Origin of the sequence: Proteus sp. LHD240705, assembly GCF_047921555.1 — a bacterium.
Lineage (GTDB): Bacteria > Pseudomonadota > Gammaproteobacteria > Enterobacterales > Enterobacteriaceae > Proteus.
Window position 1 is genome coordinate 575,197 of record NZ_JBLRMI010000002.1, and the last position, 16,322, is coordinate 591,518.

Consider the following 16,322-nt stretch of genomic DNA (forward strand, 5'->3'; position numbering starts at 1 on the left):
TTTACAGTATGTAAATTTTTAATTACACCCCTAAAAGGGAATACACTATGGAGATAGTGCATTTTATGGATAGTACAATTTACCTTATCGGACCTAGAGGTGCAGGAAAAACAACAGTAGGTAAAGCACTTTCCCTCACTTTAGATTATAGATTTATTGATACGGATGATTGGATAACTCAAAAATATCAACAAACTATATCTTCAATGGTTCAAGAGAAAGGTTGGGATTTTTTTCGTCAAACTGAATCAGAAGCATTAGTCCAAGTTAGTCAGCCTAACCAAGTTATCTCAACGGGTGGTGGTATGATTTTAGCAGATCAAAATCGTGCTTATATGAAATCTTCAGGTGTTACTATTTATTTACGGGCATCTCTTGAAACTTTAGTTAAGCGTTTGTCCCAAGATCCAAATGAAGCACAAAGACCAAGTTTGACAGGTAAAACGTTAGTTTCAGAAATGAATGACGTTTTGGCTAAACGTGAACCTTTATATTTGCAATGTGCTGATATCATTGTTGATGCGGGATTACCTATAAATGAGATTATTGAGGCAATTCTCGCAAAACTCACGAAATAATTAAGAAGTCGTCTGATATAAAGGATAAAACAGGGAACATCTATTTTATTTTCATCACATCCTATTTATAGTAAGGCTAATTATAGCAAAATGAGATATGGATATGATGTTGATAGCGTTTTTTAAAACACTATTTAAATTCTTATTTAGAATAAGAATTGAAGGACTTGTTAATCAGTTTTCACAATATGAAAAATGTATAATTACACCAAATCACACTTCTTTTATTGACGGTATATTATTACGTTTATTCCTGCCTATTAATCCTGTATTTGCTGTTTATACCTCTGTTGCTTCTGCAAAAACGACAAGATGGTTAGGTCGTTATGCCGATATCGTACCTTTAGATCCCGCTAACCCAATGGCCGTGCGTCAGTTAGTTAAAGAAGTGGATAAAGGCCGCCCAGTTGTGATTTTCCCAGAAGGAAGGATCACTGTAACAAATGGTTTAATGAAAATTTATGAAGGTGCTGCTTTTATTGCCGCAAAATCAGGCGCTAAAGTTGTTCCTGTTAGAATTGAAGGGGCTGAATTCAGCTATTTTTCACGAGTACGTAAAAGCTTACGAGTAAAGTCTCAATTCTTTCCTAAAATCACCATCAAGGTGCTTCCTGCTGTTGATTTGCCGATGCCAAAAGCTGAAAAATCTTCTGAGCGTCGCCGATTAGCGGGTGAAGCCATGCGTGACATCATGATGGAAGCCATCATGCAAACACGTCCTAATATCACGCTGTATGAAGCATTTTTACAGGCAATGTCTCAATATGGTCGATTTAGCCCGCTAATTTCTGATATCAACCTAAAAGAAGATTCTTATCAAGGATTACTGAAAAAAACGTTAGGGATCAGTCGATTGATTGAGCGCTACACTGAACCTAAAGAGCGTATAGGCTTATTGCTTCCAAATACAACAGTAACTGCGGCTGCACTATTAGGTGCAACAATGCGTCAACGTGTTGTTGCAATGCTAAACTACACCGCGGGTAGTTTAGGTGTACAAAATGCGATGAAAGCCGCATCAATCAAAACCATCTTTACATCACGCCAGTTTCTAGAAAAAGGGAATTTATTACATATTCCTGAGCAAACTCCAGAAGCTAATTGGATTTATCTTGAGGATCTAAAAGATACGATCACCAGTGAAGATAAACGTTGGGTAATTAAACATCTTATTACGCCTCAAAAAGCGATGTTACCGCAAGATGCACATGATGCAGCCGTTATTCTATTTACATCAGGCTCTGAAGGTACGCCTAAAGGTGTTGTTCACAGCCATTCAAGTTTATTGGCTAACGTTGATCAAATTCGTGCTATTGCTGATTTTTCCCCGAAAGACAAATTTATGTCAGCATTGCCGTTATTCCATGCATTTGGTTTAACTGCTTGCTTGCTAACTCCAATTTGCTTGGGCGCACGCGTTTTTCTTTATCCAAGTCCGTTACACTATCGAGTTGTACCTGAATTAGTCTATGACCAAAACTGTACGGTGTTATTTGGTACATCAACCTTTTTAGGAAACTACGGAAAGTTTGCCCATCCTTATGATTTTGCCAGAGTTAGATATGTGGTTGCTGGGGCTGAAAAGCTCTCTGAATCAACGCGTGTTTTATGGCAAGAGAAATTCGGTATTCGTATTTTAGAAGGTTATGGCGTAACAGAATGCGCACCTGTTGTGTCAATCAACGTACCTATGAGTGCCAAAGCTCATACAGTAGGGCGCTTATTGCCGGGTATGGAAGGGCGTTTAATTCCAATGAGTGGTATTACCGAAGGCGGTAGATTACAACTTCGTGGTCCTAACGTAATGATGGGATACTTACGTGTAGAATCACCTGAAAAATTGGAAGTCCCTGTCGCAACCAATGCTGACGGTATTGACGAAGAAGGTTGGTACGACACTGGTGATATTGTTGCTATTGATAGTGAAGGTTTTTGTACTATTAAAGGGCGTGTAAAACGTTTTGCAAAAATTGCGGGTGAAATGGTTTCTCTTGAAGGTGTTGAGCAACTTGCACGTAAAGCCTCTAAAGGTGAACACGCTGTTGTGACAATAAGTGATAAACGTAGAGGCGAATCATTAGTTCTGTTCACAACCGATAAGCAATTAGATCGTAGTACGCTATCAGCATTGGCAAAATCGGAAGGTGTTGCTGAAATTGCTGTACCAAAGGATATTCGTTTTATCAAAGAAATTCCTGTTTTAGGAAGTGGGAAAACGGATTTTGTCTCATTGAAAAAACTTGCTGAACAGGAAAATAACTAATGTCAGAGAATATTAGTCAGCCCCCTTTAATGAGTAGAGGAATGAAAGCGGTATTGATATCGCAATTTCTTTCTGCTTTTGCTGACAATGCATTATTGTTTGCGATCCTCGCTCAGTTTAAATCGGCGCTTTACCCTGAGTGGAGCCAACCTGTTTTACAAATGGTATTTGTGCTGGCTTTTATTCTTTTAGCACCTTTTGTTGGGCAGTTTGCTGATCGTAATCCTAAGGGTAGGGTAATGCTCAGTGGGAACCTTTTAAAATTCGTAGGCGCATTTCTTATCTGTGTCGGCTCAGATCCTTTCCTTGGTTATGCTCTAGTGGGAATTGGTGCTGCTGTTTATTCTCCTGCTAAATATGGCATTTTAGGTGAACTTACCGATGGTGAACGCTTAGTAAAAGCTAATGGTTTAATGGAAGCATCAACGATTGCTGCTATTTTATTAGGTTCAGTGATTGGTGGTTTGCTCTCAGATTGGAGCATTGTGCTTGCATTAGGTGTTTGCGCTGCAATGTATGCTTTAGCGGTATTTGTTAACTTTAGTATACCAAAATTATCAGCGGCTCAAATCGGGCGAGGTTGGAACATTAAAAGAATGTTCAGTCAATTTCTTGAGGCAACGCGTACCTTATGGACTGATAAAGAAAGCCGTTTTTCTTTAGTGGGAACCAGCATGTTTTGGGGCGCAGGGGTTACATTGCGTTTTTTACTTGTTCAGTGGGTACCTATTGCTCTAGGTATGACTGATAATACGACACCGACTATATTAAATGCGATGGTTGCCATTGGTATTGTAGTCGGCGCGGGGCTTGCCGCTAAATTTGTAACACTGAAAACAGTACGCCGCTGTATGCCTGCCGGTATTTTAATTGGTCTTGGTGTTGTTTACTTCTCATTGCAAACCTCAATTATTCCATCTTACCTAATTCTTATCATTATCGGTATTTTTGGCGGTTTCTTTGTCGTGCCATTGAATGCGCTATTACAAGACAAAGGAAAGCACAGTGTAGGTGCTGGTAATGCTATTGCTGTACAAAACTTAGGTGAAAATACGGCAATGCTATTAATGCTTGGATTATTCTCACTGGTGACGAGCATTGGTGTCTCTGTCGTTGCTATCGGAATTGGGTTTGGTGCTATTTTTGCCATAGCAATTGGTGGTCTATGGTTATGGGATTGCACCAGAAAGAAATCTTAAACAGTGAGATTTAGAATAGAGGTTAGATGAACCTTAATGATAAATTACGATGAAATGACCCGCCTAAGTATTGAGGTGGGTAAAGCGTTACTTGAAAAGAAGAGCACGATAACAACCGCTGAATCTTGCACTGGCGGATGGATTGCGAAAGTTATCACTGATATTGCAGGAAGTTCTGAATATTATCACCGTGGCTTTGTAACATATAGCAATGAAGCAAAGCATGAAATGATAGGCGTTGATGAACAAACTTTGCTTAAATACGGCGCGGTGAGTGAGGAAGTCGTTCTTCAAATGGCTAAAGGAGCACTGATAGCCGCTAATGCAGATTTTGCAGTGTCTGTTAGCGGTATTGCTGGCCCTGGTGGTGGTAGCGAAGAAAAACCCGTTGGTTTAGTTTGGTTTGGCTTTGCAATGAAAACACCAACAGGTATTCAAACTATGGCAAAACGCTGTATATTCAGTGGTTCACGAGAGCAGGTAAGAGCGGCATCTGTTATTTTTTCTTTAAAATCAATCCTTAAAGAAATTATTAATAATTAACTTGATACTGTATGATTATACAGTATAATGAATTTCAACAAGCAAAATCATATACGTTTTAATGGTAGTGACCCATATTTATGCTTCACTGCCCAGAGGGAGATAACATGGCTATTGATGAAAACAAACAAAAAGCATTGGCCGCAGCACTTGGTCAAATTGAAAAGCAATTTGGTAAAGGGTCTATCATGCGTCTGGGCGAAGATCGTTCCATGAACGTTGAAACCATCTCTACAGGTTCTTTATCATTAGACGTTGCTTTAGGTGCTGGTGGTTTACCACGCGGCCGTATTGTTGAAATCTATGGCCCAGAATCTTCTGGTAAAACAACGTTAACTCTACAAGTTATCGCTGCTGCTCAACGTGAAGGCAAAATTTGTGCATTCATCGATGCTGAACACGCTTTAGATCCTATCTACGCTAAAAAACTAGGTGTAGATATTGATAACCTGCTATGTTCTCAGCCTGATACAGGTGAACAAGCCTTAGAAATTTGTGATGCGTTATCTCGTTCTGGTGCTGTTGATGTTATCGTTGTTGACTCCGTTGCTGCCTTAACGCCAAAAGCAGAAATTGAAGGTGAAATCGGTGATTCGCACGTTGGTTTAGCAGCTCGTATGATGAGCCAAGCCATGCGTAAATTAGCGGGTAACCTGAAAAACTCCAACACATTGCTTATTTTCATCAACCAAATTCGTATGAAAATCGGTGTTATGTTTGGTAACCCAGAAACTACAACAGGTGGTAATGCACTTAAATTCTACGCATCTGTTCGCTTAGATATTCGTCGTATCGGTTCTGTTAAAAACGGTGATGAAGTTGTTGGTAGTGAAACACGCGTTAAAGTGGTGAAAAACAAAATTGCAGCGCCATTTAAACAAGCTGAATTCCAAATTATGTATGGTGAAGGTATCAATACCTTTGGCGAATTGATTGATTTAGGTGTTAAACATAAATTGGTAGAGAAAGCTGGCGCATGGTACAGCTACAATGGTGAGAAAATTGGTCAAGGTAAAGCCAATGCAACAACTTACCTGAAAGAACACCCTGAAATGTATGATGAGTTAAACACTAAATTACGTGAAATGTTATTAAATCATGCAGGCGAATTTACTAGCGCAGCTGATTTTACTAACGATAGTGATAATGCAGCAGATATTGAAGAAACAGAAGAATAATTTTTTTCCAATGTCTAAATTGAATGTGTATTAAAACATATTACGATTATCGTAGTTGTAAACCACTAGTCAATTAATGTGATTTAACTCACTTAAAAAAGGAAGCTCTAAAACGGCTTCCTTTTTGCTGTATGTCGTATTTTTTGTTCAAAAGAGAGTTAAAATTAGTCTTATTTTGCTTTCTTCCCCTAAAAAATAGCCTTTAACACTACTTTATTTAATATAACGATATTTTTTACTAACCTATTTTTTACAGTTGTATGAAATTTTATATAGTGAAATTTTGGTGATATATCCTTGCTAATAAATAATGCAAATAAGAATTATTACGATAGTCTGGTTGCACCAGATAATAAATAATTGAGATATAAAGATAAATATATTCAATATATTTGGATCTAATTTAAATTGTATTTAAAGGTTTGTTGAGATGTAAGGTGAATTTTATACTGATAAGCGCTTTTATTTTAGTAAGTTATCGTGCTCTTAATATCTTATTTAAGTAATAATGCTTATGTGTTTATTACTAATTGCTATGAGAAAAAGAGATTATTCAGAGAGCATAAACGTATAGAGAGTAATCCCATAAAAAATCAGTAATAACAAATACTTTTTAATAATTACAAAATGAAAATACTTTAAGTTACTAACATTTCCCAAGATAATTGCTCTTAAATAGAGAAAAGTCCCATTCTCAGATAACAATCCCACTTTCAGAAAAAAACTAGACGATTTACAATGTCAACACGAATAAGTTTATCGGGGGTTTTACTTCTGACAGAAGAAATTCTATCTTATCCCTACTTATGTATTCGTTGGCTAAGTAGAGGTAACAATAAACCTCCTCTAACTAGATTTCTAATTTCTGTTTTTCCAGCTTGATTTCGGGATAATTATGAGCAAAAGCACCGCTGAGATCCGTCAGGCGTTTCTCGACTTTTTTCATACTAAAGGACATCAAATAGTACCTAGCAGTTCTTTGGTTCCAAATAACGATCCAACATTGCTGTTTACAAACGCAGGGATGAACCAATTCAAAGATGTATTTCTTGGATTGGATAATAGACCTTATTCCCGAGCGACAACCGCGCAACGCTGTGTGCGCGCTGGTGGTAAACATAACGATTTAGAAAATGTGGGTTATACCGCTCGTCACCATACCTTTTTTGAAATGCTAGGTAATTTCAGTTTTGGTGACTATTTCAAACATGATGCAATCAATTTTGCTTGGGAATTATTAACAAGCAAAGAGTGGTTCAACTTACCTAAAGAAAGACTTTGGGTAACGGTATATGCCACAGATGATGAAGCTTATGATATTTGGAATAAAGAAATTGGTATTCCAGCAGAAAGAATAATCCGTATTGGTGATAACAAAGGGGCACCATTTGCATCAGATAACTTCTGGCAAATGGGTGACACAGGCCCTTGTGGACCTTGTACTGAAATATTTTATGACCATGGTGACCACATTTGGGGCGGACCTCCAGGCTCACCAGAAGAAGACGGCGATCGCTATATTGAGATCTGGAACATCGTTTTCATGCAATTTAACCGTCAATCAGATGGCACAATGGATCCATTGCCAAAACCATCGGTTGATACAGGAATGGGATTAGAGCGTATTACCGCTGTTTTACAGCATGTAAACTCTAACTATGACATTGATTTATTCCGTTCTTTAATTAAATCTGTTGCACAAGTGACTAATGCAACAGATTTAGAAAATAAATCATTACGTGTTATTGCCGATCATATTCGTTCTTGTTCATTCCTTATTTGCGATGGCGTTATCCCTTCTAATGAAGGCCGTGGCTATGTTCTGCGTCGTATTATTCGTCGTGCAGTACGTCATGGTTATATGCTTGGCGCTAAAGATACCTTCTTCTATAAGTTAGTAGCTCCATTAATTGATGTTATGGCAGAAGCGGGTGAAGAATTAAAACGCCAACAAGATATCGTTGAAAAAGTATTAAAAACGGAAGAAGAGCAGTTTGCTCGCACGTTAGAACGTGGTCTGCAATTATTAGATGAAGAGCTTGCTCAATTAACAGATGACGTTCTTCCAGGTGAAACCGCTTTCCGTCTTTATGATACTTATGGTTTCCCTCTTGATTTAACTGCCGATGTTTGTCGTGAAAGAAATATCAAAGTTGATGAAAAAGGCTTTGAAGTCGCGATGGAAGAGCAACGTAAACGCGCTCGTGAATCCAGCGGTTTCGGTACTGACTATAATAGTTTAATCAAAGTGGATAGTCGCAGTGAGTTCTCTGGTTATGAGCATGATGAACAGCAGGGCACAATTACCGCTATTTTCCATAACGGACAATCAGTCACTGAATTAAAAGCAGGTGAAGAAGGTATTATCTTCTTAAATAAAACCGCATTTTATGCAGAGTCTGGTGGTCAAGTTGGTGATAAAGGTGTTCTAACAGGTAAAGATAGCCTGTTTGAAGTCACAGATACGCAAAAATACGGTAAAGCTATTGGTCATATTGGTAAAGTTAACGTAGGGTCATTTATTGTTAACCATAAAATCAATGCAGCCATTGATACTGCTCGCCGTGATGCTATTCGTTTAAATCACTCTGCGACGCACTTATTACACGCAGCATTGCGTCAAGTTCTGGGTACGCATGTTACGCAAAAAGGTTCTTTAGTTAACGATAAATATCTGCGTTTTGACTTTTCTCATTTTGAAGCTGTTAAACCAGAACAATTACGGGAAGTTGAAGATATTGTAAATGCGCAAATCCGTCTTAACTCACCAGTTGTCACTGAGTTAATGGATCTTGAAGATGCGAAAGAAAAAGGTGCGATGGCACTCTTTGGTGAAAAATACGACGAACGAGTTCGTGTTTTAACTATGGGTGACTTCTCTACTGAGCTTTGCGGTGGTACTCACGCTTCTAGAACGGGTGATATTGGTTTATTCCGCATTGTCAGTGAGTCAGGTACTGCGGCTGGTATTCGTCGTATTGAGGCGATTACGGGTATTGCAGCAATTGAGAGTATTCATGAACAATCAGATCTCATCTCTCTTGTTGCACAAGTTCTAAAAAGTGATGGTACAAACTTGGTCGAAAGAATCAAAACAGTCCAAGAAAAACATCGTTTATTAGAAAAAGAACTCCAACAACTAAAAGATCAGCAAGCTGCCCAAGAGAGTTCCTCTTTAGGTAGCCAAGCTAAAAACGTGAAAGGTATCAAACTTTTAGTTCGTGAGCTTAATGGTGTTGAGCCGAAAATGTTAAGAACAATGGTTGATGATTTAAAAAATCAATTAGGTTCTGCAATTATTGTGCTTTCTACTATTTCTGATGGTAAAGTGAGCTTAATTGTTGGGGTCACTAAAGATTTAACTGCTAAAGTTAAAGCGGGTGAGCTAATTAGTTTTGTAGCACAGCAAATTGGCGGTAAAGGTGGCGGTCGCCCTGATATGGCTCAAGCTGGTGGTACTGACGTTGAAGCCTTACCTGCTGCTTTGGCAAGTGTTGACGAGTGGGTTGAATCGCATCTGTAAGCGATAGCAACCTGAAAAAAGGCGCTATCCCTGTTTGTATCGGGATAACGCCTTATAGAGATATTGATAATCCGTTAAATAATCAATCACTAAATTTATATTTTGTTATGAAGTATGAGTTACTTGTGATAAATAATGATTATACGAATTGACAATGTATGATGGATAATGGCCGGGAAATTCTAGAGACCCGACTCTTGTAAATTTTCAAGGAGCAAAGAATGCTTATTCTAACTCGTCGAGTTGGTGAAACGCTTATGATAGGCGATGATGTGACCGTAACCGTTTTAGGGGTTAAAGGTAATCAGGTACGGATTGGCGTAAACGCACCCAAAGAAGTATCAGTCCATCGTGAAGAGATCTATCAACGAATTCAGGCCGAGAAAACTCAGCCTACTGATAACTACTAAATCAATTCCCATTTTTTAGTCAGTTACAATTCATTCGTAAGCGTCCACACTTTTGCCGGGTTTGGGCGCTTTTCTCTTTATAAGACTTTTGATTCCTATCTTTGTTCCTATCTTCGTTCTCCTTGAACTGTATTTATTATTGCACTATCCGTTTATTCTGATTGACAGAATTGAAAGTCTTTTTACCTCTAATCATTCGCTTCACAATTATTTGATGTGTGAATGAATTTATTTACTAAGAGAATAAAATACTTGAATGATTTTTCATCAGCGATATCATTGTGTTTAGAACTTTTTTAGCCAATCTTGATGATAAACGCATCAGTTTGTTTGTGAAGTGTTCAAACAAACGTATATTCGTAAAAAGTTGAGAAAAATTGTTTGACTTCTTAGGCTGAGAAAGTAATATGTGCGCCACACAGAGACGAGATGTTCAGTAAGAACTTCTTCGAGTGGTTCTAAATATGGTGAGATGGCCGAGAGGCTGAAGGCGCTCCCCTGCTAAGGGAGTATGCGGTCAAAAGCTGCATCGAGGGTTCGAATCCCTCTCTCACCGCCATTTAGATTTGCATCCTTAGCTCAGCTGGATAGAGTACTCGGCTACGAACCGAGCGGTCGGAGGTTCGAATCCTCCAGGATGCACCATATTCCAACCCCATGATTAATGTATGGGGTTTTTATTTTGGTGCAAATGGTGAATAATTTGCATTAAAAGCGTAAAGTATTAAAACGGCGCATCCTTAGCTCAGCTGGATAGAGTACTCGGCTACGAACCGAGCGGTCGGAGGTTCGAATCCTCCAGGATGCACCATCTCATTACTCAGATTGCTAATTGCAATATGAGCAGCTAGAAAAGTAACTACGATGCATCCTTAGCTCAGCTGGATAGAGTACTCGGCTACGAACCGAGCGGTCGGAGGTTCGAATCCTCCAGGATGCACCATCTTTTATTAGATCTCTTTAGTTTATTATTTCTAGCAAAAACGTCAGACCCGCATCCTTAGCTCAGCTGGATAGAGTACTCGGCTACGAACCGAGCGGTCGGAGGTTCGAATCCTCCAGGATGCACCATCTTAAAAGCCTCGCTTATTGCGGGGCTTTTTGCTTTCTACCATTCTATTATTTTTCATAATATAACGTCTTTGTTTAGCACCAACTAACAATGCTAACATCATCTAATCAGCGACAATTTAGTGACTTTGCGATAAAGTAACTCCTATCTATTTACTAACATCAATCAACGCGGGAGGTCACCTTTGATCCCGGACGTATCAAAAGCGCTTTCTTGGTTGGAAGCACACCCTAAAGTTTTATGTGGCATCCACCGTGGTATAGAGCGTGAAACTTTAAGAGTTACGCCAGAAGGCAATTTAGCATCAACAGAGCATCCTATTTCATTAGGTAAATCATTAACTCATAAATGGATCACAACTGATTTTGCTGAGTCTCTATTAGAGTTTATTACACCTGTTGATGACAACATTGCACATACCTTGCATTTTTTAGGTGATTTACACCGCTATACAGCTCGTCACTTAGATAATGAACGTATGTGGCCTATGAGTATGCCTTGCTTTATTGAAGCCGAAGATAAGATTACCTTGGCTCAATTTGGTACCTCTAATGTTGGGCGTTTTAAAACACTCTATCGTGAAGGGCTTAAAAATCGTTATGGCGCGTTAATGCAAACTATTTCAGGTGTGCATTACAACTTCTCACTGCCTATCGAATTTTGGCAAGCATGGGCAAATGTAAAAGATGAAGAGAGTGGGAAAGAGGCGATTTCTGATGGTTACTTACGTCTTATTCGTAACTATTATCGCTTTGGCTGGATCATTCCATTTTTCTTTGGTGCATCACCGGCAATTTGTGGATCTTTCTTAAAAGGAAGAGAAACAAATCTACCATTTGAAAGTACTCCTAAAGGGGCGAAGTATTTACCTTATGCAACGTCATTACGTTTAAGTGATTTAGGGTATACCAATAAATCTCAAAGCGATTTAGATATCACCTTTAATCATCTTGAAACGTATGTCAAAGGGCTGAAAAAAGCGATTCATAAGCCTTCTGAAGAGTTTGCTAAATTAGGTGTTAAGAAAAACGGTGAATATATTCAGTTAAACACCAATGTGTTGCAGATTGAAAATGAACTCTATGCGCCTATTCGTCCTAAACGCGTGGTTAAAGGGGATGAATCACCTTCTGATGCGTTATTACGTGGTGGTATTGAATATATCGAAGTTCGTTCACTTGATATCAATCCATTTACGCCAATTGGCGTTGACGAAACTCAAATTCGCTTCCTTGATTTATTCCTGATCTGGTGTGTATTAGCTGATGCTCCAGAGATGAGCGCCTCTGAATTAGCGTGCTGCCGTTCAAATTGGAATAACGTTATTCTAGAAGGACGTAAGCCAGGTCAAGTTATTGGAATGGGTTGTGGTGAAAGAAAAGAGCCATTAGCGCAAGTGGGTAAAGCCTTATTTGCTGATTTAGAACGTGTTGCTAATGTTCTTGATTGCTGTTCAGGCACTAAATATATGGAAGTTTGCGTTAAGTTAGAAGAAATGTTTGATAATCCTGAATTAACTTTCTCTGGCAGACTTTTAGATAAAATTAAAACGCAAGGCATTGGTGGTTTCGGCTTGTCTTTAGCTGAAGAATATTACCAAGAATTAATTAAAACACCTTATGAAACGTTAACCGATGAAGCTTTTGATCATGAGAGAATTTCATCCATAAAACGTCAAGAAGAGTTAGAAAAGAGTGATACCATTTCTTTTGATGAGTATTTGAAGATCCATGCGGGGACAAACACCGATAACGTGGCTTCCTAAACTTAGATAGAAAAAAGCCACACTAAGATTTGTGTGGCTAAAAAATTCTATAGAGAAATAGGGATGATAACAATTTGCGCGTATTCATTACTAAGACCAGGCTACTTGCAGAAAGTTTCATTTTTTCTTAAAAATATTTAAATTTTTCTTAGGAGGTTTTTTATGCCTTTATTGGATAGCTTTACTGTTGACCATACACGTATGTCAGCACCTGCTGTACGCGTTGCTAAAACAATGAAAACGCCATCAGGTGATACCATCACGGTATTTGATTTACGTTTTACTGTGCCAAATAAAAAAGCCATGCCTGAGAAAGGAATTCATACTCTAGAGCATCTGTTCGCTGGATTTATGCGTAACCATCTTAATGGTGATGGTGTTGAGATAATTGATATTTCCCCAATGGGATGCCGTACAGGCTTCTACATGAGCTTAATTGGACAACCTGAAGAGCAACGTGTAGCTAATGCATGGAAAGCGGCAATGGAAGATGTTTTGAAAGTAAAAGATCAAAACCATATCCCAGAACTGAATGTGTACCAATGTGGTACCTATGAAATGCACTCACTGACAGAAGCACAAGATATTGCACGAGATATTTTATCTCATAGTATTGGCATTAATCATAACGATGAATTAGCACTACCTGAAGAGACTTTAAAAGAGCTACATATTTAAGTCACTGTCACTTCATAAAATTAGGGGACAATAGATCAAGAAATTCGCATCCTGATTTATTGTCTCTTTTTTATTTTTATCTCCTTTATTATTTTTCTTTTCTCTACTCCATTGTTTTATTTTCTTATCTTCTTATATTGTTAGCACAGTAATGGATTAAATTTATGCTTAATACACGGAGTACACTTTTGTTATGGAAAATCGCAAATTCTCATCACCTAAATTAGTGTTAGAGTTTTTTGTTCGAGAATTTTATTTTGTAGGTAAAGGCACATTGCGTACCCAATTTCCTAAAGATGCCTTTTTCTATCAAGGACGTTCTAAAGCACTTGAATATCGTTACTTTGAACGAGTCCACAAAAAGTATGTTAAACGCTCTCAGTGTGAACCAGAGCTTATTATCAAGCCTGATTTATTATTGCTATCGTCTGAACTCAATACTGAATTATTTGCCAAAATCATTAAACCACAAACAAACACCATAATGAAAATAAGTGGTGATTATCTTTATAAAGAAAAAGAAGAAGAGCAATATCATTGGTATTTTCAACAAGATAAAATTAAAACAAACAGTTATAGTGGCGATAATTCACAGTTAAAATATGAAAATATTTGTAGCTTAGCACCTCATCATTTTAATATTGAAGCGATAAACGGTGAGGAGGCGCTTATTACTAATTTTCCACGCAAGTCCCTTTCTCTTACTTTGAATAAAGGAGAAACTGCGTGTTTTATTTGTCGGCGTGAAGAGTATGGTGCTGATTATTCTTATCAGCCTGCATTAAACTTAGTTATGTGGGTCAAAAATCATGGTTTCTATTCTGATTATCAACAATTAAAACCTGCAAAATTAATACAAGAGCAAGCGATAGAACCTTTCTATATGAAACCCGCCAGAGAGTTTGATTTTCGTAATAGCAAATTACGATTTGAGCTAGGATAAACAGTAGGAAATAAGCGCCTTAGAAGGCGCTTATTTTGTATTCATTAATGATGTGGGATTGAAAGGTGGCGAATTAATGCCTTTTTAATGACGTTATCTTGAACTTCAAGTATTTCAAATTCGTAGTCACTCACTTTTATTTTATTACCTACAACAGGTAAGTCTCCCAACTCTTCAATAATGACGCCGTTGATCGTTCGAGCTTCATCTTCAGGTAAATGCCAACCAAAAGCTTTATTGATATCTCGAATGTTTGTTGTACCATCGACTAATAATGAACCGTCTTTTTGAGGAATAACTTCTTCAGCTAAAGATGGGGACATCGAGGTAGTAAAGTCACCAACAATCTCTTCAAGAATATCTTCAACAGTGACTAAACCTTGAATCTCACCATATTCATCAACCACAACACCCGCTTTTTCATTATTACGCTGGAAGTTGACGAGTTGTAGGTTTAATGGTGTGCTTTCTGGAATAAAGTAGATTTTATCGGCCGCTTTCATCAGAATTTGCTTAGTAAATTCTTTTTTCTCTGTCATTAAGCGATAAGCTTCTCGTACTCGTAACATACCAATTGCATCGTCGAGAGTGTCACGATAAAGCACAATTCGACCGTGTGGAGAATGAGTTAATTGTCTTACGATAGATTTCCATTCGTCATTGACGTCGATACCAAAAATCTCATTTCTTGGCACCATAATATCGCCAATCGTCACTTTTTCTAAATCTAAAATCGACAGCAACATGTTCTGATTTCTTTGCGAAAGCTTTGATTTAGATTCATTAACGATAGTTCTCAATTCTTCTTTTGAGACTGCATTTCCCTGTATTATTGGGGATTTGATACCAAAAATACGCATGAGTATTAATGTGATTTTATTAAAAAACCAAACAATAGGCAGCATCATTTTTTGCAAAGGAGAAAGAATAACACTACTTGGATAAGCAACGCGCTCTGGATAAAGTGCCGCGATTGATTTTGGAAGCACTTCAGCAAAAATAAGGATAATAAAGGTCAGCACACCCGTGGCTATTGCTACACCTGCATCACCATATAAACGCATACCAACAATGGTAGCTAGTGCAGACGCAACAATATTAATCAGATTATTGCCAATCAATACTAAACTAATCAATCTGTCAGGACGTTGTAATAATTTTTCCACACGTTTTGCAGAGCGATTTCCTTGTTTTGCAGCATGACGAAGACGATAGCGATTAATCGTCATCATACTGGTTTCAGTCCCAGAAAAATAAGCTGAGGCAATAATCATACATACAAGTATGATAATGAGCGTAGTTGTCGACACATGCTCCAAAATTGAGATCCTTTTGCTACCCTAAAATAGAAAATTAATTAAGCACTAACTCTTGTAATAAACGATTACCGAAAAAAGCTAATGTCAAAATAATAGCGCCAATCAAATTAAAGATAATGACTTTCTTTCCTCTCCATCCTTCTCGGAAATGTCCCCATAATAAAATGATGTAAACAAACCAAGCAATGATAGAGAAAATAGATTTATGGATATTTTCTTTACCAAAAATATTATCCATATACACCAAACCTGTACATAAGGTCAGTGTCAGCAATACGACACCTACTTGTGTGATATGAAACATTTTACGCTCAATTGACATTAATGGTGGCATTTGAGGTGAGAATTTTAGTTTCTTATTTTTTAGTTGATAGTCGAGCCAACTAAGTTGTAAAGCATATAGAGCGGCAATTAACAGTGTGGCATAGCTTAATAAAGCCAGCCCAATATGAATAAAGAGTGATGTACTACTTTCAAGATGTGTAACAAATTCACCTGGCATCAGCGCTGCAATAACAAGATTGACTATTGCGAAACAATAAACAATAGGCAGCAAGAACCATGCACGGCCACGAGAAGCCACAATCGTCATGATAACGCAGACCATCAGGCTCACAATCGCACCTAGATTGGTGAGTGAAAGATTTTGTCCGCTGTGGGGGCGGAAAATTAAAAATTTTAATGAAATGGCATGTGCAATAAGTGCAATTACCGCAAATAGTAGAGCTAATCCGCGGTATCCATTCTGCTCTTTTCGTAACAGACCGGGCAAAAACAGCACCAGACTGAGTAAATAAGCGCAGACAGCGACGATAGAGATTGATATAACGGGCATAGTTTCGCTTACATAT

12 protein-coding genes and 5 tRNA genes are annotated in these 16,322 nt (G+C 38.0%); 15 read left to right on the top strand and 2 right to left on the bottom strand.

Annotated elements, in window-relative coordinates:
* Nucleotides 1–65 precede the first annotated feature (65 nt).
* The 15 genes from aroL to ACNART_RS05995 all read left to right on the top strand — a co-directional run bounded on the left by aroL (nt 66) and on the right by ACNART_RS05995 (nt 14,152).
* Nucleotides 66–578 (top strand): shikimate kinase AroL, encoded by a 513-nt coding sequence (gene aroL / locus ACNART_RS05925; protein ID WP_198620978.1) that lies wholly within the window; start codon nt 66–68, stop codon nt 576–578.
* Nucleotides 579–681: 103 nt separating this feature from the next.
* Complete coding sequence (aas, locus tag ACNART_RS05930) at nt 682–2,841, top strand: bifunctional acyl-ACP--phospholipid O-acyltransferase/long-chain-fatty-acid--ACP ligase (RefSeq protein WP_160230050.1); 2,160 nt, start codon at nt 682–684, stop codon at nt 2,839–2,841.
* Entirely contained in the window at nt 2,841–4,040 is a 1,200-nt protein-coding gene (gene lplT, locus ACNART_RS05935; protein ID WP_349442818.1) for a lysophospholipid transporter LplT, read from the top strand. Before aas ends, lplT begins: the two co-directional genes overlap by 1 nt.
* A 36-nt stretch (nt 4,041–4,076) precedes the next feature.
* The gene (gene pncC, locus ACNART_RS05940; RefSeq protein WP_349442820.1) at nt 4,077–4,583 is read left to right on the top strand and encodes a nicotinamide-nucleotide amidase; all 507 of its coding nucleotides are present in this window, start codon (nt 4,077–4,079) and stop codon (nt 4,581–4,583) included.
* Between the two features lie 107 nt (nt 4,584–4,690).
* Entirely contained in the window at nt 4,691–5,761 is a 1,071-nt protein-coding gene (gene recA, locus ACNART_RS05945; protein WP_099075159.1) for a recombinase RecA, read from the top strand.
* Between the two features lie 895 nt (nt 5,762–6,656).
* On the top strand, nt 6,657–9,284 hold the full coding sequence (gene alaS / locus ACNART_RS05950) for an alanine--tRNA ligase (RefSeq protein ID WP_198620974.1): 2,628 nt from the start codon (nt 6,657–6,659) through the stop codon (nt 9,282–9,284).
* Between the two features lie 221 nt (nt 9,285–9,505).
* On the top strand, nt 9,506–9,694 hold the full coding sequence (gene csrA, locus ACNART_RS05955) for a carbon storage regulator CsrA (RefSeq protein ID WP_004244778.1): 189 nt from the start codon (nt 9,506–9,508) through the stop codon (nt 9,692–9,694).
* A 466-nt stretch (nt 9,695–10,160) separates the two neighbouring features.
* Nucleotides 10,161–10,253, top strand: a tRNA-Ser gene (locus ACNART_RS05960).
* 9 nt (nt 10,254–10,262) lie between these two features.
* Nucleotides 10,263–10,339, top strand: a tRNA-Arg gene (locus ACNART_RS05965).
* Between the two features lie 89 nt (nt 10,340–10,428).
* Nucleotides 10,429–10,505, top strand: a tRNA-Arg gene (locus tag ACNART_RS05970).
* 55 nt (nt 10,506–10,560) lie between these two features.
* Nucleotides 10,561–10,637 (top strand) — tRNA-Arg (locus ACNART_RS05975).
* Between the two features lie 51 nt (nt 10,638–10,688).
* A tRNA-Arg gene (locus tag ACNART_RS05980) sits at nt 10,689–10,765 on the top strand.
* A 185-nt stretch (nt 10,766–10,950) separates the two neighbouring features.
* Complete coding sequence (gene gshA / locus ACNART_RS05985) at nt 10,951–12,531, top strand: glutamate--cysteine ligase (protein WP_109374403.1); 1,581 nt, start codon at nt 10,951–10,953, stop codon at nt 12,529–12,531.
* 162 nt (nt 12,532–12,693) lie between these two features.
* Entirely contained in the window at nt 12,694–13,209 is a 516-nt protein-coding gene (gene luxS / locus ACNART_RS05990) for an S-ribosylhomocysteine lyase (RefSeq protein WP_109374402.1), read from the top strand.
* A gap of 193 nt (nt 13,210–13,402) precedes the next feature.
* On the top strand, nt 13,403–14,152 hold the full coding sequence (locus tag ACNART_RS05995) for a hypothetical protein (RefSeq protein ID WP_198620973.1): 750 nt from the start codon (nt 13,403–13,405) through the stop codon (nt 14,150–14,152).
* Nucleotides 14,153–14,196: 44 nt separating this feature from the next.
* Here the strand turns inward: ACNART_RS05995 and ACNART_RS06000 are convergent, their stop codons facing one another.
* Nucleotides 14,197–15,471 (bottom strand): HlyC/CorC family transporter, encoded by a 1,275-nt coding sequence (locus ACNART_RS06000; protein ID WP_196534253.1) that lies wholly within the window; start codon nt 15,469–15,471, stop codon nt 14,197–14,199.
* Between the two features lie 34 nt (nt 15,472–15,505).
* Nucleotides 15,506–16,306 carry a cytochrome C assembly family protein gene (locus tag ACNART_RS06005; RefSeq protein ID WP_069367097.1) on the bottom strand — a complete coding sequence of 267 codons (801 nt, stop codon included), beginning with the start codon at nt 16,304–16,306 and terminating at the stop codon, nt 15,506–15,508.
* Nucleotides 16,307–16,322 lie beyond the last annotated feature (16 nt).

Bases quoted from the DNA above. Each gene is read 5' to 3' on its own strand.
- aroL (WP_198620978.1), top strand. From the start codon at position 66: ATGGATAGTACAATTTACCTTATCGGACCTAGAGGTGCAGGAAAAACA.
- csrA (WP_004244778.1), top strand. From the start codon at position 9,506: ATGCTTATTCTAACTCGTCGAGTTGGTGAAACGCTTATGATAGGCGAT.
- alaS (WP_198620974.1), top strand. From the start codon at position 6,657: ATGAGCAAAAGCACCGCTGAGATCCGTCAGGCGTTTCTCGACTTTTTT.
- ACNART_RS06005 (WP_069367097.1), bottom strand. From the start codon at position 16,306: ATGCCCGTTATATCAATCTCTATCGTCGCTGTCTGCGCTTATTTACTC.
- aas (WP_160230050.1), top strand. From the start codon at position 682: ATGATGTTGATAGCGTTTTTTAAAACACTATTTAAATTCTTATTTAGA.
- luxS (WP_109374402.1), top strand. From the start codon at position 12,694: ATGCCTTTATTGGATAGCTTTACTGTTGACCATACACGTATGTCAGCA.
- recA (WP_099075159.1), top strand. From the start codon at position 4,691: ATGGCTATTGATGAAAACAAACAAAAAGCATTGGCCGCAGCACTTGGT.
- lplT (WP_349442818.1), top strand. From the start codon at position 2,841: ATGTCAGAGAATATTAGTCAGCCCCCTTTAATGAGTAGAGGAATGAAA.
- pncC (WP_349442820.1), top strand. From the start codon at position 4,077: ATGATAAATTACGATGAAATGACCCGCCTAAGTATTGAGGTGGGTAAA.
- ACNART_RS05995 (WP_198620973.1), top strand. From the start codon at position 13,403: ATGGAAAATCGCAAATTCTCATCACCTAAATTAGTGTTAGAGTTTTTT.